14 protein-coding genes and 1 pseudogene are annotated in these 22,421 nt (G+C 66.8%); 6 read left to right on the top strand and 9 right to left on the bottom strand.

What is annotated here, in order from left to right:
- Window positions 1-10: 10 nt before the first annotated feature.
- The 3 genes and pseudogenes from ABZ848_RS35460 to ABZ848_RS35450 form a co-directional block, all read right to left on the bottom strand.
- A pseudogene (locus tag ABZ848_RS35460) lies at window positions 11-602 on the bottom strand (transposase); the annotation flags it as partial.
- Window positions 603-658: 56 nt separating this feature from the next.
- On the bottom strand, window positions 659-1,021 hold the full coding sequence (locus tag ABZ848_RS35455) for a hypothetical protein (RefSeq protein ID WP_360838624.1): 363 nt from the start codon (window positions 1,019-1,021) through the stop codon (window positions 659-661).
- 264 nt (window positions 1,022-1,285) lie between these two features.
- Window positions 1,286-1,528 carry a hypothetical protein gene (locus ABZ848_RS35450; RefSeq protein ID WP_360838622.1) on the bottom strand — a complete coding sequence of 81 codons (243 nt, stop codon included), beginning with the start codon at window positions 1,526-1,528 and terminating at the stop codon, window positions 1,286-1,288.
- A 217-nt stretch (window positions 1,529-1,745) separates the two neighbouring features.
- Here ABZ848_RS35450 and ABZ848_RS35445 point away from each other — a divergent pair, with 217 nt between their 5' ends.
- A complete protein-coding gene (locus tag ABZ848_RS35445; RefSeq protein ID WP_360838621.1) occupies window positions 1,746-1,952 on the top strand; it encodes a hypothetical protein in 207 nt (68 codons plus the stop codon).
- 14 nt (window positions 1,953-1,966) lie between these two features.
- Here ABZ848_RS35445 and ABZ848_RS35440 read toward each other — a convergent pair whose 3' ends face one another.
- The 5 genes from ABZ848_RS35440 to ABZ848_RS35420 all read right to left on the bottom strand — a co-directional run bounded on the left by ABZ848_RS35440 (window position 1,967) and on the right by ABZ848_RS35420 (window position 15,690).
- Window positions 1,967-2,365: a hypothetical protein gene (locus ABZ848_RS35440; protein WP_360838620.1), complete on the bottom strand. Its 399-nt coding sequence runs from the start codon at window positions 2,363-2,365 to the stop codon at window positions 1,967-1,969.
- A gap of 83 nt (window positions 2,366-2,448) precedes the next feature.
- Entirely contained in the window at window positions 2,449-8,982 is a 6,534-nt protein-coding gene (locus ABZ848_RS35435; RefSeq protein WP_360838619.1) for an RHS repeat-associated core domain-containing protein, read from the bottom strand.
- 92 nt (window positions 8,983-9,074) lie between these two features.
- Entirely contained in the window at window positions 9,075-12,635 is a 3,561-nt protein-coding gene (locus ABZ848_RS35430) for a LamG-like jellyroll fold domain-containing protein (RefSeq protein WP_360838617.1), read from the bottom strand.
- Between the two features lie 226 nt (window positions 12,636-12,861).
- Complete coding sequence (locus ABZ848_RS35425; RefSeq protein WP_360838616.1) at window positions 12,862-13,449, bottom strand: DUF2637 domain-containing protein; 588 nt, start codon at window positions 13,447-13,449, stop codon at window positions 12,862-12,864.
- Between the two features lie 852 nt (window positions 13,450-14,301).
- Window positions 14,302-15,690 (bottom strand): cytosine permease, encoded by a 1,389-nt coding sequence (locus tag ABZ848_RS35420; protein WP_360838614.1) that lies wholly within the window; start codon window positions 15,688-15,690, stop codon window positions 14,302-14,304.
- A 103-nt stretch (window positions 15,691-15,793) separates the two neighbouring features.
- Between ABZ848_RS35420 and ABZ848_RS35415 the strand changes: the two genes are divergently transcribed.
- From ABZ848_RS35415 to add, 3 genes are read left to right on the top strand one after another with little or no spacing between them, the layout of a single operon-like run.
- Window positions 15,794-16,384 (top strand): XRE family transcriptional regulator, encoded by a 591-nt coding sequence (locus tag ABZ848_RS35415; protein WP_360838612.1) that lies wholly within the window; start codon window positions 15,794-15,796, stop codon window positions 16,382-16,384.
- A complete protein-coding gene (locus ABZ848_RS35410) occupies window positions 16,384-17,469 on the top strand; it encodes a 2-oxoglutarate and iron-dependent oxygenase domain-containing protein (RefSeq protein WP_360838610.1) in 1,086 nt (361 codons plus the stop codon). Before ABZ848_RS35415 ends, ABZ848_RS35410 begins: the two co-directional genes overlap by 1 nt.
- Entirely contained in the window at window positions 17,466-18,464 is a 999-nt protein-coding gene (add, locus tag ABZ848_RS35405; RefSeq protein WP_360838608.1) for an adenosine deaminase, read from the top strand. Before ABZ848_RS35410 ends, add begins: the two co-directional genes overlap by 4 nt.
- A 249-nt stretch (window positions 18,465-18,713) precedes the next feature.
- On the opposite strand, the gene ABZ848_RS35400 is transcribed toward add, so the two are convergent.
- Window positions 18,714-19,628, bottom strand: a complete 915-nt coding sequence (locus ABZ848_RS35400) for a LysR family transcriptional regulator (RefSeq protein WP_360838606.1) — start codon at window positions 19,626-19,628, stop codon at window positions 18,714-18,716.
- 527 nt (window positions 19,629-20,155) lie between these two features.
- On the opposite strand from ABZ848_RS35400, the gene ABZ848_RS35395 reads away from it, so the two are divergent.
- Complete coding sequence (locus tag ABZ848_RS35395) at window positions 20,156-20,893, top strand: SDR family oxidoreductase (protein ID WP_360838604.1); 738 nt, start codon at window positions 20,156-20,158, stop codon at window positions 20,891-20,893.
- Between the two features lie 80 nt (window positions 20,894-20,973).
- Window positions 20,974-22,284, top strand: coding sequence for an FAD-dependent oxidoreductase (locus ABZ848_RS35390; protein WP_360838602.1), 1,311 nt, complete (start codon window positions 20,974-20,976; stop codon window positions 22,282-22,284).
- Window positions 22,285-22,421 lie beyond the last annotated feature (137 nt).

Here is a 22,421-nt window from a genome sequence, read left to right as displayed (position 1 = left end):
GCCGTTCGTAGTCACGGACCAGACGCCGGCTGCGCAGGAACCAGGCGAAGGATCTTTCCACGACCCAGCGGTGGGGCAGGACCTCAAAGCCGCTGACGTCGTCGCTGCGGCGGACGACGTCGAGCACGAGGTGGAGGTGCTGGGCAGCCCAGTCCTGGAGGTGACCGCGATAGCCGCCGTCCGCCCAGGCGCTTGCGTGCTGCGGGCAGCAGGATGCGGGCGGCGTCCCGGTCGGTCGTGGACGCCGCCGTGACCAGCACATCCAGCAGGAGTCCGAGGGTGTCGGTGAGCAGGTGCCGCTTGCGTCCGTTGATCTTCTTCCCGGCGTCGAAGCCCCGTGAAGCGAAGGAAACAGTGGCGGCCGCCTTCACCGACTGCGAGTCCACGACCGCCGCACTCGGCTCCAGTGCACGGCCCTCAGCCCGGCGGACCGCCTGGTGCAGCCGGTCATGCAGTTCGTCCACCAGGCCCGCATCCCGCCAGCGGGCGAAGAAGGCGTAGACACGGGGCCAGGGCGGGAAGTCGGCAGGCATAGCCCGCCACTTGATGCCGTTGTCGACGAGGTAGCGCACCGCGTCGATCATCTGTCGATGACAGTAGCCCTCCGGACGACCGCCTCGGCCCGCCAGCCAGCCGGGAAGAGGCAGCAGATCCCGCATCAAGGACCCGAAAGAGCCAGGGCGGCTGCCGCTTTGATCACCGTGACCTCGGCCCAGGACCGCTTGCCAGCGGGCGTCGGCTCGACGCCGTACCGGTCGGCCATCGCGGCGACCAGAAGTCGGGTACGGCGCATCTGGCTGCCGCCAATGCCCGCCGTCACCCTGGACACGGCGGCCGGACCGCTGCAGGCCACTGCGTCCATCCACCGCAATTCCTGCCGCAGGACCCGGGAGGCTGAGCCGCCGTCGTGAAAGCTATAGCCCGGGAGGTCGGGAGGGCCCAGCAACTCGACGGAGTCCTGGCCGAAGGGCAGGGGCGTGTACAGCGGTCGGTCCCGCAGCTCCTTCAACTGCTCTGGCACGGCAACCTCGTAAACCTCTGGATCCCGTGACCGTCGCGATGCCATCCCAGTAGAGCAGTGCCTGGTGCAAGATCTCCGTGGGCGGCTTCACCAAGGCGTAGGTAGTACGGCAATACGGTCAACGTGCCTCCCTGCCCCGAACTCCCGCCTGCTGGCGGCATTTCACGCTAGCGGAGAGCCCACGGGGCGCGCAGTCGTGGCCAAGACCAGGCGTCCCTCGAATCGAGCGAGCCCTTGCCCGAGCGGCGGCCCGTATCCCAGCCGTCATCCATCTAGTGATAGCGGCCCGGCGTATTGCCTTCCTCCTCGTCTCTCGTCCTCGGCGCGGGCGGCGAGGTACTCCGTCCAGCCGCGTCTGACATGGGCGACCCAGCGGAGTGCGGTGTTGGGGTGCATGCTGGTGAGGTCGGCGAGGAACGGGCCGGGGACATCGCCGCTGAAGGCGGCCAGTGCCGTGTTGCGAGCGGCGTGGATCGTGATGCCATGCCGGTTCAGCTTCTGGGTCATCTCGTGCACCGAAACGGGCTTGCCTGGGAAGAGTCATTGAGGTCCCCGGGGAGGCACGTGAGCGTTGCCGTCGCCGCCCCGCACGGCTGACACAACCAGGCTCCCATAGCGCTTGCGCGGCAACAGGCCGTAATTCGACGGCTGTTGGACTCTGACGACCGGCCTCGGGTGCATGCGTAGTCGTGGACACGGAGTCACCCGTACCCTTCGGGTTTTGATGCCGCGGGCCGGGCGGGCCAACCTCACCACCACCGGAGGGCTCGGCGTCACGGGCACCGGCCTGGCCGATGCGCTCTGCTCGGCGGTCGCCTCCAGGCACCCGAACCTGCTCCCGGAGTACACCCGCCACGTTGGCCAGCTCGACGTTACCCGTGACCTCATCGACGAGAAGAAGGGCGGGTATTACACGCCTCTACCTACTTGATTGCAGGATAGGTTTTAGCGCCCAATCATGGCGCCATAGGCCGCGATTCCGTCCTCCGCTCCATTCTTGAAGCGCTTCATGACTCGCTGAACCGGCCAGATTACTCCACCTTCAGCCAGATGCAGTTCAATGTTGATCTCTCCACGCGGATCGTCATCGTCGGCACGCCAGGTTCCGCCCCGTTCCCGGCGAATGGTCTCACCGACATACGCTCCAAGGGAAAAGAGTTTTTGCCCTAGCCCATCAGCGAGAAGTCCGCCAGGGCGGGCAATCCCGTCGGAGGAGTGATCGTCGATGAAGCGATCGATCTCCGTCAGGCTCTCCGAGGAGAAGTCCGCACGGTAGCCCGAGTGCTGCAGAGCGTTTGCGATCCATTCGGATGAACTGGCTATGTCTTGAAGAAGGGTAGTCATGAAAGAGACCCCTCACCGGGGAGGTTGCGGATAGGGCAGACAGCGGGCTGGGCGCCGATCGGGATCGGCGCCCAGCCTGGATTCTACTCGACCTCTTGGACGGTAACTATCACACCCTTGCCGATCGCGTCTGAAGCTACCTTGTTCAGCACCTTCCACTGATCGGCACTCGTGGTCGAGGGCACCGCTATTTTCAGGCCCCGGACTCTGATGTCGTTACCGTCCACGGTGGTACCACCGTACGAGGCACCATTGAAGTTCTCCATTTTCTTGACGAAGTCGTTTGCCTGCCACTTCAATTTCGACAGTTTCTGGTATGACTTCGCCGAAGTGTCTATCGACTTGTAGCTGACCGCTGCACCAGTATCGGCATTCCAGTAGTCGATGGTGGGGAAATTGTTCGGAAGGTTACTCCCGCCGAACACATCGTCCTCGATTTTGAAGCCGCGCTGGTTGGCCGGGAGGCTCCAGGGGGATTCTTCGGCGGCCCCCGCGAGAAGTTTCTTCCCAAGGGACTTGAGGAGACCACTGAGGCCCCAGAAGAAGGACGCCACGGTCACGGCTCCGTCGCCCGCGTCGAAGGCTTTGTTGTCCTTCTGAAGGTGGTGGTTTTTTACGAATTTCTCGAAGGAGTCACTCGACGGAGAGCAGTCACCGAAGATCCAGCAGGAGGGTGTGAGCTTCACGCCCAGGTCCAGCGTGCCGGCTACGGCTCGTCCAGCGCCCACGAGGGCTCCGAGACCGAAGTCCTTGAACGACCCCTGTGCTCGAGGGTCTTCGGGCTCCGGGCTGTAGCAGCCGGGCTTGTATGCCGGATAGGTCGACCCGCAGTTGGTTCCTCCGCCGGAATTACTTCCGTAGTTGCTGCTCCCCCAGGGGGCCACACTCCCGCCGCCGTTGCTACTGCCGCCTCCTCCGCCGCCGCCGAAGACGATGGCCACCGTGACCAGGATGATGGTGGCAAAGGCCAGGGCCGAGAACGGGTCGAAGAACTTGCCGCTCGGGTCGGCAAAGGTGACGGGATTGTTGTTGCTGTAGGCGTAGCCGTTGGCCTGTTGAGGGTCCTTCAGGTCGACCACGGGGTCGACGCTGACGAAGCGACCTGCGGTGGGGTCGTAGTCGCGGGCACCGAGGTGGGTCAGGCCGGTGGGGTCCTGGGTTCCGCCGACGAATCCCTTCTCGCCGCGCCAGTCGGCCGGCTTGGCCCCGCGCTCCTCGCCGAACGGCTTCATGGACCGGCGAGTCAGGGCTTGCGTTGCCGCGTCCACCTGGAGAGTGCCGGTTCCGTTGTGATCGGTGCACAGCCACGTGAGCGCGCTGGGAGTGCGCATTGCGACCGTCTGGTCGCCGAGGCTGTAGTAGCGCGTAGCCGTGACCTTGCCGCTTGCCTTGTCCAGGCGGAGTTCGGTTTCGCCGAGGTAGAGGGTGGTGCCGGTGTCATCGCGACGGATGAGTCTCTTGCCGTCGGCGTCGTTGAGGAAGGCTGTGGTGTTGCCGTTGGCTTCGCTGACCGTGGCGAGGGAGCCTTCCACGTCCCAATCGAGCGACTGGGTGGTGCCGTCGAGGGTGCGTTCCTTGGTGTGGCCCGCCTCGTCGTATATGTAGTTGTTGGTGGTCTTGGCACCGCTGCTGGTCTCGGTGACGGTTGAGTCCAGGGCGTGCGGACGAGGCTGGTCGGTGGTCTTGTAGGTGTAGTTGGTCGTGGCCGGGCCGCCGGTGGCCATGTGGTCGGTGGCGGTCTTTCGGTTTCCGGCGCTGTCGTAGTCGAAAGACTGCCAGTAGGGGGCACGGCCGCCCACGGTGCCGGTGGTCGGGGCTGTCGTGCAGTCGCCGGTGGTCGTCCAGGCTTCGTTCAGGCGGCGGTGGCCGTCGTAGGTGAAGCATTGCTTGTCGCCCGGGCTGGTGGACCGGTCGTCGATCTCGGTGGGATTGCCGGCCGGGTCGTACTGGTAGTTGACGTCGGCGTCCGTGCCCGTGTGAGTTTCGGAGACGACCGTCTGGCGTTTCAGACGTTTGGTGCCGTCTTCGTAGGAGGAGTTGATCTCCGTCCAGTCAGCCGCCGACGATACGCCGAGCGTGGTGCGGATCTTCTCTCCGGCCGGCAGGTAGTCCGTGTTCTGCACGATGCCGGTCAGGCCCTGCAGGGTGTCCGGAAGCCGGGTGGGGGTGTAGCCATAGGTGAGGGTCTCGGCGCTGAGGCCGCCCATCGCCGGAATGGTGCGCTTTTGCAGCGTGCCATCGAGGTTGTAGCTGTTGGTGATGGCGTAGGTGCCGGTTCCGGCCAGGTCCCCTTCAGCTGTGCTGATCGTGTACTGCTCTTTGAGGACCCGGTAGACCTTGTCGTAGGCGGCGTTGGTCGAGGCGTAGACCTTGCCGTTCTTGCCGCCGACGTAGCGGATGGCCGAGGTGAGGTGCCCCTTCGCGATGGTGTCGTAGGACCAGCGGGCGAGGACCTTGTCGTCGCTTGGTGTGGGTACGCCGTTGACGATCGGGACGTCGCCGTCGACGCGGGCGGTCTGGCGGCCCAAGGCGTCGTAGGTGTAGCCGATGGTCTTGTCCCGGGCGTCGGTTCCCGAGATGACCTGGTCGAGGTCGTTGTACTTGGTGGTGCTGCTGCCTGCGTCGGGATCGTGGGCGCCGACCTGTCGGCCCAGCAGGTCGAAGTCGTAGCTCCAGGTGTTGTTGTCGTCGTCGGTGACCTTGGTCAGCCGGTCGGCGTGGTCGTAGCCGTAGGCGAACTTGGTGTAGGTGCCGGTGGCCTCGTTGCCGTCATACTCTCTCTTCTCCAACACGCGGCCTCGGGCGTCGGCCTTCTCCATGACGGCGGCGGCGCCAACGGGTGGCTCAACGGTGGTGGTGTCGCCGTCGTAGGTGTGGGTGGTGCGGGAGAATTCCTGACCGAGCTTGAGGACCTTTTCTACGGTGGGTCGGCCGGCGCCGTCGTAGGTGGTGGCCGTACCGGCCGGCGCAGCGGTGATCAGATTGGCCAGAGTGCCGGAAGGCGCGGTGGTGTCGATGTAGTCCGCGCTGGTTTCCCCGGCCAGACCGCGACTGTCGTACTTGGTTTCGCTGACGATCCGACCACCGCCGGTGGCGGCGGGCTTCTGGATCTGCCGCGGTCGCAGCAGTGCGTCGTAGATGGCGTACTGGGTCAGGTAGGTGCTGCCGTCATTGTTCAGCGACTTCGTCGCCACCCAGGAAGCTCCGGACTTCTGCACCTTGTACTCGAACTTCTGGCTGGGTGGTTGGTCGGCGGCCCGATCGCGGTCGGCGAGCCAGACGTCGGTGAGCCGACCTAGGGCGTCATAGGCCATCTCGGTGCGGTTGCCGTTGGGGTCGACGCTGGAGGTGTCCACGCCCCAGTCGGGGGCGTGCTCGGTGGTGATCGTGTGGCCAAGCGCGTTGATTTCGACGGTCTTGGTCAGCGGTCCGCCGGCTGCGGGAGTGTAGTCCGCGTGTCGGGTGCGGGTGCCGCGGGTGTCCCAGGCGTCGGTGGGCCGGCCCAGCGTGTCGTAGGCGGCGGTGTTGACGGTCTGGTAGCGCGGCGTGCCGTCGGTGGCGTAGCCGGTGAGGCGCTCATTACGGGTGGCATCACCCTTGGCGGGAGCTTCTCCGTAGGCCTTGTTGTCGTAGGACGTCCGGTTGTCGGAGATGACGTCGGTCGTCTTGGGGTCGTTGGTGCGCTTGGGGGTGGCAGAGCAGGCCACGGCCACCTTCTCCACCCGCTTCGGGTAGATCAGCATCCAGGCGGTGGTGTTGGTGGCGTACTCGGTTCGGGTGCAGTCTTTCTGCCCGGCGGCGTCCGTCTCGACGGTCAGCGGCTGGCCACTGGTCTCGTCGTGAGTGGTGTTCGTGGTCGTTGTCAGCGAGTCACCGCTGCTGCGGTAGGTGCGCTTGACCTCAGTACCGGTGCGCACGATGTATCCGTTGACGGTGCCATAGGAGTGGCTGTCGCTGGATGTCTTCTTCGACCAGGGCGTCTTGATGGTGCCGGAGACCTCGGCGCCACTGGTGCCGTTGTACGTGATCTCTTCGCGGAGCTGGCCGGCGTACTGCTCGGAGTCAGCCTTGGCGACGCCCTGGGAGTCGGTGATCGTCTCGCTTCGCGTGGATCCGTCGGACTGCTTGTCACCGTCCATGCCGCGGTAATACAGGGCGGTGGTCTTGGAGCGGACGCCGGAGGCCTCACCCACGGTAGTGGTGACCTTCTGATAGCCGCGCCAGATGTTCCAGGTGCGGTACTTGGCCGGAGAGATGGGCGACTGATCGTCGTAGGCCCAGGCGCCGCCGCCGTTGTAGGTGTAGTCGGTTTCCTTGAGGGGGGCGCCGCCGGTCGGGTCCGACTCGGTGACCTGGGTGACGAGGTACTTGTGGAAGAAGTCGGTGCGCGGCTGCGGGTCCTCGCCGGGGGTGGGGCTGGTCGGCGGAATCCATTTCACCGGGTAGCAGCGTTTGGTGTTCTTGTCCAGTGCGGTGGGCACGTTGGTGTCGGCCACGCACTCGGGGTCGGAGTAGTTGACGGTCAGCACCGAGCCGGTCTCGCTGGTGACGGTGCGCACGCGCCATTTGATGTAGGGCGGGATGCTGTCGCCGGTCTTGTCGACGCGGTTGGGCATCTGGATGCCGGTGAACGTGACGGCAGGCAGCGTGATGGCGGTGCCGGACTTGCCGGTGTGCTGAACGGACTTCAGCCACATGGCAGGAGCGGAGCCGTCTCCTGGGTCGGGGAAGGAGTGCTCCAGATGCCAGGTGTTCACGTCACGGTAGTCGGTGTCGGCTCCGCTGCCGGTGCCCTTGTAGACCTGGGTGGTGATGTCGGTGAGCCGCTTGCGAGTGAAGAAGGTCGGGGACGGCTGGTCGGTGCAGGGTTTACCAGAGGCGCAGATCTGGTCGAAGGGCACGTCCGGCCAGGCTGCTTTGTTGGTGGAGGTGAGGGACGTGCACGTCTCGCCGCCTGAGACGGGCAGGCAGCGTTCGGCGACGGTGAACTTCACGCGTGCTGCGGCGGGCTGGGTGAAGATGGTGTCGGTGCGCTGTCCGTAGTCGATGCGCTTGAGGTAGCCGCCGCGGGTGTAGCCGGTCCCGTTGCCGGTGCTGCCGTTCTTGGCGTAGTAGTTGGTCTCCTTGGCGTACCAGTAGCTGGTGGCGTTGCCGTGCGGGTCGACGACGTAGTCCAGGTTCCAGCGCCAGGCCTGGGTTTTGGCACGATCGGCGAAGGTGGTGCCGGCGTCGTAGCCGGGCTCGTCCTTGTCGTCGCCGAACACCGGCACAGTCCACACGGAGTCGGTGGTCGGGTCGTCGGCGGCGGTGCCGTGGTCGGACCAGCCTGGCAGGCGGTTCTTGCCGAAGATGTACTGAGTACCGTCCGTGGTCGTGATGGTCCAGAACTCGCCGTTGTCGTCGCCGTTGGTGGCGCCGGTGCCGAGCTCGACCCGCTCGCCGTCGTCGCTCTTCAGGTGCCAACCCTTGGAATCCTTGATCAGAGGGCTGGACTTGCCGTTGAGGACGACGGAGGCGTTGTCCTCTTTCCAACACTCGTCGAACTTGCCGTCCTGACCGTCGTCATCACAGGAGTGATAGGAGCGCTCGATATAGGAGTTGGGCACATCGAAGCCCTCACCGACCCAGGAGGTCTGCGCGGATGTCGCCGAGGTGCGGCCGTCGATGCTCTGGGCGGAGTAGCCGATGGCCAGCGACGGGGCCTTGCCGGCTGGGGCTGGCACCGCATCCAGTGGGTAGTTCCAGGTGAAGTCGCCGTTGGAGCCGCCTCCGGCCCACGTCGCCGACGGTGAGAGCGGCGTGGCCTGGTACGTGCCCTGATCGGATGCAGCACCGGCCGACAGCGCCACCACGCTCATGGCCGAAGTGGCGTTCCTCGCCTTGGGCGTGGTGACCTGGGCAGTGAGCGTGTCGTCCTTGCGGTCGTTGGCGGTGGGCAGAGACGTCGTGGTGCGGCAAGCTGCCTTCTGCGGGGTGGTCAGAGCACAGGCCGGAAGCTGTACGGCGCGCAGCCGCCCCGCCCAGTTGCCGCCGTAGGCGTCGGCGAAGGAGCTGTAGTCGACGGTCATGGACAGGCCGGCCGGGCCGGTGTCGCCATCCGCACGACTGACGGAAAGCAGCACCCCTTCCAGCCCCAGTTTCTTGCTGAGTTTCTGGTCAAGAACGGTGACTTCGGCTTTGTCCGGGGCCTCGAGTGCGGGCGCGGCTTTCGCCTTCTTGCCCTGCGGACGATGCGGGGCGGACAGAGTGACCGGCAGCGTCGCACTCCCACTCGCGGTGCTGCGCTGGACGCTGGTCGTGACCTTGATATCGGCGAGGTCGATGGTGGCAGAGCCAGGTGCAGGCCAGTGCGTCCGGTGCGCCGCGGCAGCGCGGGTCCTGCCTGCGGCCTTGAGTGTCGGATCGTTGATCTTTTTGGTCTTGGTGGTGAAGGTCGTGGCCTTGCCATAGTGCGGCTTGGCCAGCTGGGAGTGGTTGCGGGAGTGGTCTTCCGGCGGTGCGGCTCCCAGCAACGTGGCCACCACGGCCGCCGACACCGGCAGGCTGATCGCTGCCAGCCGGACTCGCCCAGCCCTGCGCCAGGCCCATTTGTGCAGCACAGATCTGTGCCCCGTCACGTGTTGCTCCCCGGTTTCGTGGTGATTGCGGTGTGCCGGACCCGGTCAGGGCCCGGCATACCGTGCTGCCTCGGTGGTGATGCTTGGCGCGGTCAGCCGATGTCGACGGGCGGTTCGTCGACGATGGACAGCTGGGTGATCTCGTCCTCGGACAGCACGCCGGCGTACACGCGCATGTCGTCCAGCTGTCCGGGCAAGGCATTGCCCCATTCGCCGGTGTCGTGCCGACGGGCGCCGCCGATCATCAGCGGGCCGGTTGGTTGGAAGATGTCCTCGACGTAGGCGCCGTCCTCGTCGCCTTGTCGCTCACCGGTCACGTAGAGCTTGGCCGACTGGGTAACCGAGTCGTAGACACCGACGACATGCATCCAACCGCCGGGCGGATTTACCTCGTCGGAAACGGTGGTGGCAGCCGGCCCGTTGAGGACGTCAGTGGCGTACACCCCGAAGTTCCAGTCCCCGACGGACTCACCGGCCTCCTGTCGGTACCACAGGCGGAAGGCATTGCGCTGGCTGCCGGGGTGGGAGAACACCGTGGGCGAGTGTGCGGTAGTGGTGTCCTCGAGCTTGGACTGAGCGGCCAGATTGACCCAGCCGGCCACCGTGAAGCTGCCGCCGTCGTCCAACTTCACGGCCGATGTGGCACGGCCGAGGACGTCCTCGTTCAATTCGAGGACGTTGCCGTGGCCGGCATCGTCGGTGGTGGTAAAGGCAGCGCCGGTCTGCAACTGCAGCATGTTGTCGCGACCTGAACCATCGGAACCAGTGGTCCCGGAGGTTTCGTCCATCGCCCACTGCGCCAGAAGTTCCGCCTGGGGCTTGCCGGTGTCGGCGTTCTCCAGGTTGGCCAGGCTCCACAGTTCGTCGGGGTAGACCACGCGCTTGTACGCCTGGACTTGGTCGATCTCGCCGGTGAAGTAGCTGGAAGGACCATTGGCGCCCTTGAACCGGCCGATCTCGAACGGACCCGAACTGGCCCACGGAGTGGTGAACGCCGTCTGCTGCTGCAGCTCTCCGTTCACATACAGGCGCAGCTGCTGCGCCTGCCGGTCATAGACCGCCAGCAGATGGGTCCAGGCACCGACCACGCCGGGCTTGGTGGAAATGGCCCGCGTGATGGTGGGGCTGTCAGTGTCGGAGTCGGCGGCGTAGCGGTTGAAGACCCACCGGTCGTAGCCGTCGGAGTAGTACAGCTGGAAAGCACCGACCTTGGAGCCATTCTGGTTCGCGACGGTGCTGATCTTGTCGCGGGTCCCGAGGTTGACCCAGGCGGAGATGGAGAAGCTGCCCGTGGTGTCCACGACCGGCCCGCTCGTCGCAGCGTAGCTGGTGGTGCCGTTGGTCTGGATGCCCTTGCCGAGGCGGCCTTGACTGTCCCAGGTCGCATTATTGACCGTCAGCGGATAGCTGGCGCCCTGGGCGTTGGCGGCCGTGGTTCCACTGCCCTCATCAAACTTCCAGACACCCACCGGAACTGCAGGCCTGGCCACGTTGAAGAAGTAGTCGCGGGTCTCACCGGGGTTGCCGGCGGCGTCGTAAGTCTGCACGCGCAGCGTGTTGGTGAGCCGCTTGTCCGGGGTCACCGAAACCGAATGGCTGGTCGTGTTGACGCTGTACGTCTTGTCATCGATCTTCACGCCATTGAGCCAGGTGACGTAGCGCCGCACGTCCGAAGCTCCGGCGGTGATGGTGAATGTGCCGGTCATGCCAACGCTGCCGGTCTCCGGTGAGCCGGCGCAGGTGGTACCTGCGCACTCCGGGTATTGATTGTTGACCGAGGTGATCGTCGGCTTCGGCGGACCATCGGTGTCCACCTTGAAGTAGCAGTTGGACGACCACGGCCCGTACAGGTATCCGGTGGTGCCGCCGTAGGAGTACTTGTACTCGGTGCGAGCCCGGAAGTGGTAGGTGGTGCCGGACTTCAGTGTCGCTGTCGGAACCGTGCCCGCGGTGCCGCTGGCGGTGTACGCGGAGGGCTTGAGGGTCGTCGGGCTGGTGCTGCTGCCCGTGTACAGCTCGAAGTTCGGACGGAGCACCGCGTTCGAGCCATCTGACGAGGTCGGTGTGGCGGTCAGCCTTGGTGTGGCGTCACGAATGACGGCCGGGCTGGAGGAGGAGGAGCACGCAACGTTCGGATCGGACATCTTCACCGACGACGGCTTGCTCGTCGGCGGCGTCACATAAGTGATCGACAGGACCGGCTTGCGCTCGGAAGTGGAGTCGGAGTCCTTGGGCGACATGAACTGCTTCCACGCGATGGGATCGCCCTCATCGGCCCGCAGCCCCAGGGTGGTTGTGGTCGACTTCGCCTTGGCCGTGTACGCCACCGCCGACGTGGCGTCAAATTCCACGGAGGCGTCCTTGCAGTCGCTGGAGAACCCGTTCGCCGTCGAGACGGTGTCGACCTTCGAGGACCATGACGGCTGCTTCCCCCACTTGGTCCCCGAGGAGATTGGGCCAGTGCGATACAGGTCGACGTCCTTCTTGGTGCAGTTCGCCGACCAGATCTCGTACGCCGAGAACTGGGCGTGAAGGATCTTCTTGCCGGCCACCGTCCGAGTGTCGAACTGGAAGAGCGAGCGGGCCTTCTTGTTGTCGACGAACGCGTCGTAGCCCACGCCCAGGGCGTGGGTGGTGTTCCAGAACGAGGTGTCGTTCTCGGTGGACCACACGGTGGTCCACCCGGCCAGCTTCGCCTTGACCGTGGGAGGATCGATCACCACGGGATAGGTCGTCTTGGGATCCTGCAGGAACCGTTGGTCCGGGATGATCTTCAGCTCGTCGTCGGCAGCCGAAACATCAGCGACTGCCGTGCGTGACTGGGCATCGGGGGTCAGCGCGTCGACAGGATCGACCGCCGGTGCATCTTCGGATGCGGTCCGCGCCAACATGGTGTGCGTGCCGGCCGAGTCGCCGGAATCCCACATCAGCGGTGCGCTGCTGATGAACACCGGACGGCCACCGTCGTCGACGAGCGACACTGCGTTGGCGCTTGAGCGTACTTGCAAACCGTCTGCTTTGACGGGGTAGTTGATGGACTTGAGGGCTGGGTTGGCGGCCGCCTCCGAGGTATGCACCACCAGGTTCTGGGTGAAGCCGTCCGGCTGCACCTGGACGACGAGGTCGACGTCGGGCAGGACGGACTTGTAGACGGCGTGCGAGCCGTCCAGCTCTGGTGCGGGCAGTTGCCAGGGCGAGAACACCTGGTACGTGTGGTGGTTTTGAGTGAATCGCACCAGCGGTGCCGTCGTACCGCCGCCCGACAGCGTCAGACCCTGCCCGGCCTTGGGAACCACGGTGCCGTCAGCCCCTGGGACGAGTGTGGTGTCGATGGGCACCCAGTCGTTGCCCTTGCGCACCCGTTGCGGCTCCGACGAGGTTTCCGCGGTGAACGTGCCGTCCGGGTTGGCGAAAACCTGGCCCGTCTCCGTGGTGAGGGCACCGACTTCGACCCGCTGACCACTCGTCACCGCCTTCTTCGACGCCTTCTGCTCGACTGTCTCCGGCGGCAGGACATCGTCCTCCCAGAACTCCTTGCCCCGGGCCGCGTCGTCTGCCGACGCCGACGAAGCGCTCTCGGGCCGCTCCGCCCCGCCACCCTCGTCGGCGGCTGCAGGCTGCAACAGCCCGCCCAGGACAGCGACCGATACCACCAGCCCGATCGTTCCTGCCGCGGAGCGTGGTCTGCGCCCGCGTCTCCCCCCGGTATTCACGTTTTCTTCCCCTCGCTGCCAATGAAAAGGCAAGATCAGGGAGATAATTTAAAGATCCTGTAAAGGGTCGTCTAGACCTCTCGACCTGGGAGGCAGTGACGCAAAAGGGCACCAACAGCCCCGCCTCGGAGCGTGAACTACGCCACAGGAGACACACAGTGGTCTCTCAGATTGCGTTCTGCGTAGGCATTCGCCCCCGCCCGCTACCGTTACTGCTCGCACGCACCACGGCTACCAACCGTCGCGATCGGCCCGCACCAACGCGCAACTCCTTGCGCAACGACTCAGCCGACACCGGCCGCTGGTACAACTCTCGGTGCCGGGTGTCCAGTTGGCGGGCACGCGCCAGCAACGGATTATCATCAACGACCTCGTCCTCAGACTCGTCTGCAGCATCGCCCCCGATATCGTCGCCGGAGCGATGAGCAAGCAGCTCCACCGCGAGCAGGAGCGCCACCGGCGGCCACCCCGCCACCAACACCGGCTTCCACGCCAGCGCCGGCGCCGCCGCGATGTTGGCCGCGAGGGAAACCGCGATCCCGAGCAGAAAGGCCAGCCACACCACAGAGCGCGTGCGCCGGTCACTTCCACGGGAGGGCTTCAGAACGCCGACCGTCGCCAGTAGAAGCAGACCATCGACTGACAACGGCCACAGAGTCGCACTGGTCCGGTCCGCACCACCCTGCAACGCGAACTCACGCTGATGCACATACGAGGCGTACGCCGCGACTCCCGCCACCACCAACGCACCCATCCTCCGCGTCCACACATCGGGATCGGCTCCAGGTCGCACGGCAGGCCGCTTCACCGCCCGCCCCCTCCCCGCGCCGTAGGACAAAAAGTCCCCTCCACGACAAGCTTCCCCGCCAAAACCCCCAGCTCAGACCGTCCACCTTCTGCTGCACGCCCCGCCGGGGGCGCTGCCGCTACTTTGTGTGTTTCCGCAGGTCAGATAGGGCATCCGGTATACCAACCTTGACGGCCGTCCGGACCGATTCAGCATCGATGCAGGTAGAAGCCCAAGTCGCGCCCCTACACCCCCTGCGAAGCCACCGCGGGTTCGAGTCATAGGGGGTGAACTCCGGCAAGCATCACTACCGCAGAGTGACTACGGCCCGGCCACCCAGCGTCCGGTTCCACGTCAACTGCCCGCCACTGCTCAGCGATCCAGAGCAGCACGTCCCGGATCACCACGGCTTGGTGCCGGGCCAACTCCCTGCGCCGCTGCGGTGCGAGACCGCGAACGACTCCTGTAGACACCGGTACGCCAGAGTTCGGCCAAAGTCTGGTCGGAACCGGCCGCAGCCGGCTGACCCACCGCCTCACAACCCGCGGCCAAGTCCACCCTCGCCGCCGACCCTGCCGAAGTGTCCGATGCGCCCCCATCGACATGCGCGACGTTAACGCCGCCAGCTCCCGAACCCATCTGAGACAACTGCGTTCGACGAGCTGACCCACCTGCCTGCCGGGAAAGCCCCCATACGGGTGGAGACGGCCGGGCGACGGTGTCGACGGCGTCGTAGTCGATCGGACAACACCATGCGGATGGGCGGGAGTCTTTACCGGCCTTGCCGACAGAAACGCGCGGACCGGTTTCGGGTCCGTGTCAGTCCGCGGCGATACTTCGCCTGGCGAGCAGGAAGTAGGTCAGGCCGGCTGTCAGAAGGCCGGCAGGGACGCTGAAGTCGGCGCTGCCCGCGGCATCGGCGATCGGGCCGGTGAAGACAGTGGTGTCGAGGCAGAGCAGCGAGGCCGCCCCTCCGGTCGCCAGCGCGATGATGCCCGCCGGACGGAATCTCGACCGGCCCTCGGTCAGCGCGGCGATGTCGTAGCGGCCCCGGCGCATCAGGTAGTCGGTCACGTAGGCGCCGGCCCAAGGGGCCAACCAGACGATGGTGAAGAGCAGGAAGTCGTTCAGGTAGGAGTCGAAGGCGTCGTTGAACACCACGAGCGCGGTGATCGCCGTGCTCAGTACCGCGTCGACGGCCACGGCCTGCCAGCGGCCTATCCGCAGACCGAGCGCCTGCAGGCTGACGCCGGAAGAGTAGAGGTCGACGGCGTTCACCGCGAGCATCTGCACGACCACCATCAGCAGGTACGGAACGAGAAACCAGTCGGCGAACGCGGTCGGCAGCCCGCTGATCGGATCGCCGGCCGTCGCGACGACCGTGCCGACGGCGGCACCGAGGGTCATCAGCAGGATCTGCGGAATGCCGCCGCCCAGCACGACGGCGAGGACGAGGCGGCGGCGGTTGACGTCGCTGGGCAGGTAGCGGGAGTAGTCCGCGGCGTTGCCCGTCCAGCCGAGACCTGAGCTCGACGCGCTGAGCGCGACGCCGATGAAGAACAGGGGCCAACTGCCGGCATGCCCGTCGGTGAAGTGCACCTTCTGCGCCGTGAGCACGGCCAGGAGGGCGAACAGCAGCAGAAACGGAATCGCGAGGAGCCTGAGCGCGCGGGTGATGGCGGCATGACCGAAGATCGGCAGCACGCTCTGTGCCGTCGCGAGGAGCAGGAGGACGACGATCTTGACGGGTGTGCCGACCGTGATGCCCGCCTTGTCGATCAGGACGTCGGCGGCCAGGACGGCGAGGGCGAGGCCGACGACCTCGTAGCCGACGTTGCTGATCCAGTTGAAGAAGGCCGGGATGCGGTTGCCGTCGCGGCCATAGGCGGCTCGGCTGGTGATGAACGCCGTCACTCCCGCGGCCGGCCCGGGCAGGGAGCCGAGTCCGGTGATCAGCCAGGTGAGATTCCCGACGAGAATGGCCAGCACCGCCTGCCACAGGCTCAGCCCCATGGCGGTCAGCAACGCGCCGTAGGTGACGACCGCGACGTTCAGCACGCAGCCGCTCCACAGGAGCGCGAGGTGCCGGACGCGGCCGTGCCGCTCCCCTTCCGGGATGTGATCGATGCCATGGCGCTCCACCGTGAATGCGGCGGAGGCGGCGGAAGCGGTGTCGGATCTCGGGTCGGCACGGTCGGCGATACTCATGCGAAGGCTCCTCGGGTCGCGCCGGAACACACGGGCGATAAGTGGGAGCATTCAAATGAGGAAGTGTTTCGGGCGCCGACGCGTACGATGAACGGAGTGTCACATGGAGTCTCACGACGAGGCCGGCCTGAACCGGCTCGTGGGTGCGACAGTGAGGACGTTGCGCGACAAGGCAGGGCTGAGCACCCGGGCGCTCGCCCTGCGGGCCGGCGTCAGCCAGCCCTTCCTCAGCCAGATCGAGCGCGGTGTGAGTGCCCCCTCGATGTCCACGATCTACCGGCTGGCCGAGGCCCTCGGCGTGGTTCCCGGCGATCTGCTGCCGCGTCCGCCGCTCGACCAGGTGACGGTGGTCCGGGCGGACGAGGGGCAGGAGCTGCCGGTGTCCGAACGGGAGGACGCGGCCGTGGGGCGCATCCTGATGTCGCGCTCGGACCGGATGCTGGAGGTCATCGAGTACCGGATCGAACCCGGCCGCTACGTGCAGGAATGGTTCGAGTCCTCCGGGGAGATGGCCGTCTACGTCATCGACGGCGCCCTGGACATCGAGTTCGAGGGTTCGCGGACCTGGCGGCTCGGCCCGCGGGACATGCTGCACCATCCGGGCAGCGCGCGGCACCGGTGGCTCCTGGTCGAGGACCAGCCGGCGTACGTCCTGCTCATGGTGGGCCGGGCGCAGGCGGAACCCTTGCCTTGATGATAAGTGACACCTATCGTGATGGCCGTCAGAGGAAAGGCATCCGAAGGGAGCACGCCATCAGTACCGCCCGGATCAGCGACGTACCCGTCATCGACATCACACCGTTCCGCACCGGCACCGACCCCGCGAGCGTCGCCGCCGCCGTCGACCGGGCGGCCACGCACGTCGGCTTCATGCAGATCGTCGGCCACGGCATCCCCACCTCGGCGACCGCGGCCCTGTCCGAGGCCATGGACGCGTTCTTCGGGCTGCCGCTGGAGGAGAAGCTCGCCACCCGCCCGTCTTCGAGCTCCATCAACCGCGGCTACAGCGCTCGCAAGACCGAACGACTCAGCCACAGCCTCGGCGTCTATTCGCCTGACGACCTGTTCGAAGCCTTCAACTTCGGCAGCCAGGCGGCCGATTACCCCATGCTCGACCTGCCCACCGAGCTGTACGCCGCCAACCTGTGGCCGGGAGGGGTGCCGGTCCCCGGCCTCACCGAGTGGTTCACCCACGCCGGGTCGCTCGCGCGCACGATGACCGAGATCTTCGCTCTCGCGCTCGACCTGCCCCGCGACTATTTCCGCGCGTACCAGCACCACTCCATCGACGTCCTGCGGCTCAACAACTACCAGGTCCCGCCCGACGACACCGTGCTGGAGCCGGGCCAGGTCGGGATGGGCGCGCACACCGACTTCGGCATCGTCACCATCCTGTGGGCGGACGCGGTGCGCGGCCTCCAGATCCTCGACGACGAGGGCGCCTGGCACGATGTCGTCCCCGCCGAGGGAGCGTTGCTCATCAACCTGGGTGACCTGCTGGCCCGGTGGACCAACGACCGATGGATCTCCACGATGCATCGCGTCCTCGCGCCCGTCGACGACGACGGCCGGCTGTACCGCCGCCGCTCGGCCGCCTATTTCCACGACGGCGATCACGACGCGGTCATCAGGGCGCTGCCCGGCACGGGAGAGGCGCGTTACGAGCCGACGACCGTGGCCGAGCATCTCGCCCAGAAGCTCGCCGGGTCCCGCGGACTGCGGCTGAACACCTCCGCGGAACGCGAGGCGTCCCGGCTGCTCGGGACGGGGCGCCAGTGAGCCAGTTCCTGCGGGCGCTTCCCAAAGCCGAGTTGCACGTCCACCTGGAGGGTTCGGTCCCGGCCGAGCTCGCCGTCAAGCTCGCCGCTCGCAACGGGACGCCGCTGCCCACGTCCGACCCGGCCAGGCTCTACCGCACCTGGGCCGGCCTCGCCGACTTCCTGGTCACGTACGAGGCCGTGTGCGCGGCCATCGTCACGCCGGCCGACATGGCCGAGGTCGCCTACGAGGCGCAGGCTCAGGCCGCCAGGCTCGGCAACGTGCGCTACCGGGAGATCTTCTTCAACCCCACCAACCATCCGTCCATGACCTATCGGCAGCAACTCGAAGCGGTCCTGGACGGCTTGGCGAGCGCCGAGACCGACTTCGGCATCGTCGGGCGACTCATCCCCGCGATCAACCGATCGCAGCCGGTCTCGGTCGCCAACGACCTGGTCAGAGAGGTCATCGCGCACCGGCGCGACGAAGTGCTCGGCATCGGCCTCGACCACGACGACTCGGTCGGTCCGGCTCCGCTGTTCGCCGAGGCGTTCGCTCTCGCCGCACGCAACGGTCTGCGCCGGACCGCCCACGCGGCAGAGGCGCATACGCCCGGCCAGATCACGGACAGCCTCGATGTGCTCGGCTGCGACCGCATCGACCACGGTTACCTCGCGCTCGCCGACGCCGCGATCACGGCGCGCCTTCGCGACGAGGGGACCCATGTCACGACGTGCTGGGGCACGTGCTGCGCGCACAACCCCGGCCGGAGTCAGGCCGACCAGCCCATTGTCGAGATGACTGCCGCCAGCCTGAACATTTCCATCAACTCCGACGACCCACCCATGCTGGGCACCGATCTGGGATCGGAGTTCGTGGCGGCCGGCCTCGCCATGGGCTGGACACGCGAACAGGGCATCGCCATGAGCCTCGCCGCCCTTGACGGCGCTTGGCTGGACGATTCCGACCGTGCCGCGCTTCGCCGTTCCTTCGAGGCCGAGATCGCCGCTCTGTGAGAGAGCCGGGTCCTTCATCGACATCGTGACGATGTGTTGGGGACGAGCGACGCGTGGGTGCGGGCGCCACCATCAGATGCCCGCACCCAGGTCGCCGCATCCCGGCCGGTCGCCCTACCGCAGCTCGCAGTTCTCGCTCCTCCAGCCCATCAGGCCTCTGTGAAGGCGCCGTCCCGCTGCAGGGCAGCCCTGGTGGCCCTCTTCCACGAGCCCCCAGCGCGCTGAACTCGAAGCTCCCGTCGGCGACGTCTAGGCGGGCTGATACTCGGTGTGGAGCCTGCCCATGTGCTCTTCGACGAGTTTGATCATGGCTTGGGTGCCGGGGGAGAGACTTGTGGGGTCTCGGGTGATGATGGCGAAGGTCTCGATCAGGGGCGGGTCGAGGCTGGTCCAGCTCAGGCTCTTGGTGTAGCCGAGGGCCTCGGCGACGGGCACGGAGGCGACGGCGCCGGCGACGCCGCTGGCGGCGATGTCGAGGGCGGCGACGCAGCTCTCGACCTCGATGTCGGGCACGAGGGCCTGGCCGAGCTTCTGGGCGCGGTCGCTGAGCTGGCGCCGGGTCGGGTCGGTCTGGGCCCATCCGGACTCCGGCAGGACCAGGGGGCGCTCCAGGAGCTTGTCGATGCCCACCGGGGCGGCGGTCGCGGCGGGGTCGGTGTGGAAGTAGGCGGCCTCGCAGGACCAGAGGACCTCGCTGATCGTCAGGCCGCGGGCCTCGATCGGCAGCGCCACCACCCCCGCCTCCAGGCGGCTTGAGCGGACGAGATCCGCGACCTGTGCGGAGTTGGAGCCGATGATCCGGACGGTGATCTTCGGGTACAGGGTCCGGAAGGCCGGCACGAGCCCGGAGAGCACGTACTGGCCGCTGTTGAACATCCCGAACGCCACCGTCCCCTCCTCGTGGGCGCGGATGCCCGCGATCGAGTCCATCGCGGCCTCGTAGTCGCGCGAGACCTTCCGCGCGTGGGGCAGGAAGCGGTGCCCGGCCTCGGTCAGGGTCAGCCCCTGCTTCGCCCGGGTGAACAGGGCCACGCCCAGGCCCTGTTCGAGCTTGCGGATCTGCTCGGAGAGCGTGGGCTGGGAGATCCCGAGATCCTCCGCCGCCTGGGTCAGCGACCCCGCCTCCACAGCCGCCAGGAAGTAGTTGATCTGAATGATCGTCATCGGGCCCCTGTTTCGCGGAAGTACACGAATGTTCCGTAAAAGTCAAAAATGACCCAGTTCGCGAAGACCCCTTGCGATCTCTAGGTCATCCTGCTGAGATGTCGACAGTCCAAAGCTTACACCTATGGATACTGAGGGGCTATGCGGTGGACCACGCCAAGGTCCAAGTGGCCGCGGTCAAGGGCCCGTCCGGGCTGTCGGCCCATCCGAGCAAGGGAGTCTCGTGAGCACCAGATTCTGATAAAGCCCGACCGCGCACATGCCGAGCCCGAACCGGCCAACGCGAAACCGCGGACACCTTGGGCCTGAACTACCTGCAGCAGCTGCGCAGGCCATGCGGTTCATCACTCCGCCCTCGCGGCCACCTGCGGAATCGCCTTCGCCATTTGGTTCCCGGCGCATACGCAAAGACCCGCTGTCTCCAGGTGACACCTCGACTCAAGGCCCGACTTTCTCCAGGGCGCCGACTTGGGCCCTCATCGCCAGCTCCGGACTCCAAAACCCACACACAGACAGGAAGGACCCAGATGAGCCAGCACACCGACACGGTCGCCCTTGTCACAGGCGGCGCCCGGGGCCAAGGAGCCGCGCATGCACAGGCCCTCGCCTCGGCCGGCATGCGTGTGGTCATCGCCGACGTCCGCGACGAGGACGGGCAGAAGACCGCGGCAGCCCTCAGCGAGAAGGGCCTTCCGGTCCGCTACCTCCACCTCGATGTGACCGACGAGAACGCCTGGGCCGCGGCCATGGCCGACATCGAAGGGCGGGAGGGCGGCCTCGACGTCCTCGTCAACAACGCGGGGATCATCCGGGTCACCCCTCTGGCAAGCCTGGACGCTGCGGAATGGGAGCTGCTGCAGAGGGTCAACACCACCTCCGTCCTCTTCGGCATCAAGGCCGCCGCGCCGGCCATCGCCCGCCGAGGCGGCGGCTCCATCATCAACGTCGCCTCCACGGCAGCACACCGAGGAGCCGAAGGCTACGGCGCCTACTCCGCCTCCAAGGCCGCCGTGCTGGCCCTGACCCGCGCGGCAGCTCTCGAATACGCGCCGGTGGGGATCCGGGTCAACTCCGTCAGCCCCGGAGGGGTGGAAACCCCCATGATCGACGACGAGCCCCCCGGCGGCACCTCCTCAGGGGCTCCGCTGGGCCGCCGCGCCCAGCCCGAGGAGATCTCGCCCCTGATCGTGTACCTGGCCACCGAGGCATCCTCCTTCGCCACGGGCTCCGACTTCCTGATCGACGGTGGGGCGACGGTCCGCTGACGGAGACCGGCGAGCCCCCCCCTCGGGGCGACGACGCCATCCGGCCGATGTGAACGACCGCTGAAAGGAAGAACACCGCCATGACCCGCTACTGCGTCATCGGTGCCGGCGCCGCCGGCATCTCCGCCCTCGAGCAGCTCCGCAAGGCCGGCTACGAGGTGGACTGCTACGAGAAGACCGACCGCGTCGGCGGCCACTGGCACACCGACTACGACGCGCTCCACCTGATCACCGCGCGGGACATGACCCACTTCGAGGACTTCCCGATGCCCGCGGACTACCCCCACTTCCCCCGCCGTGACCAGGTGCGCGCCTACATCGAGTCCTACGCCCGCACCCACGGCCACTACGACATCATCCGCTTCAACACGGCCGTCGCCTCGGTGGTGCCCATACCCACGGACGGGGCCGTGGGCTCGGCGGGCTGGACCGTGACCCTGGACACCGGAGAAGTCATCGACTACGACGGGGTCCTGGTCGCCAACGGGCATCTGTGGGACCAGAACATCCCCACCGTCCCGGGAACCTTCACCGGCAAGCAGATCCACTCCGGCTCATACCGCAACACCAGCGAGATCGACGGGACCCGCGTCCTGGTCGTCGGCGCCGGCAACTCCGGCTGCGACCTCGCCGTCGACGTCGCCCAGAACCGGCTCGAGGCCGACATCGTGATCCGCAAGGGCATCTACTTCCAGCCGAAGACCTACTTCGGGGTGCCGCGCCAGCAAGTCGGATTCCTCGGCCAGTTCTCCGCCGACGAGCAGGACTTCGCCTACCGGCTCCTGGCACGGGTGTCGATCGGCGAATGGCACAACTACCCCGGCATGCCCGAACCGAAGCACCGCACCCTCTCGGACGGTCTGGGCGGCGGGACCATCGTCAACGACCTCCTCCTGTACTGGATCCACCACGGCCGCATCCGCGTCGTGCCCGCCATCGAGCGCTTCGACGGCGACACGGTCCACTTCACCGACGGCGCCTCCCGCGCGTACGACACCGTCCTGTGGGCCACCGGCTTCCGCCCGAGCCTGCCGTTCATCGACGAATCCCTCATCAGGCGCCGCCGCGGTGCCCCGCTGCGCTACGCCGGCGGGATCGTGCCGGCAGGCCTGGAGAAGCTCTACCTCATCGGCATGAGCGCCCCCCGCGGCCCGCAGATCCCCGTCTACGGGGTCCAGACCAAGCTCGCCATCCGGATGATCGCGCTCCACGAAGCCGTCGGCGGCCCAGGAGCGGGGATCGAGGCCTATCTGGCCGCGCTCCAGGAGGCCGACGACCGGATCGACATCGTCCGGGCCGTCTGGGAAGACCAGATGGCCGACACCGCCCGCCTGCTCGACGCCTACCCGCAGGCCCGCAGGCTCGCCGCAGCCGAGAAGGCCACCGCCTGAGCCCCAGCCCACTCCCGACGGTCTGCCGTCGGCACCCGCCCATCCCCAGAGAGCCAGGGGGCCGGCAAGCACCTCCAGCGATCGCCTTCGGGCAAGGCCCGTCGAACCGGAGGCACTTCGGCCACACAACGCAAAGG

This window comes from Streptomyces sp. NPDC047081 (assembly GCF_040643775.1).
Lineage (GTDB): Bacteria > Actinomycetota > Actinomycetes > Streptomycetales > Streptomycetaceae > Streptomyces.
Note: the sequence above shows the minus strand (reverse complement) of the source record. Positions and strands in the feature narration are given on the sequence as shown.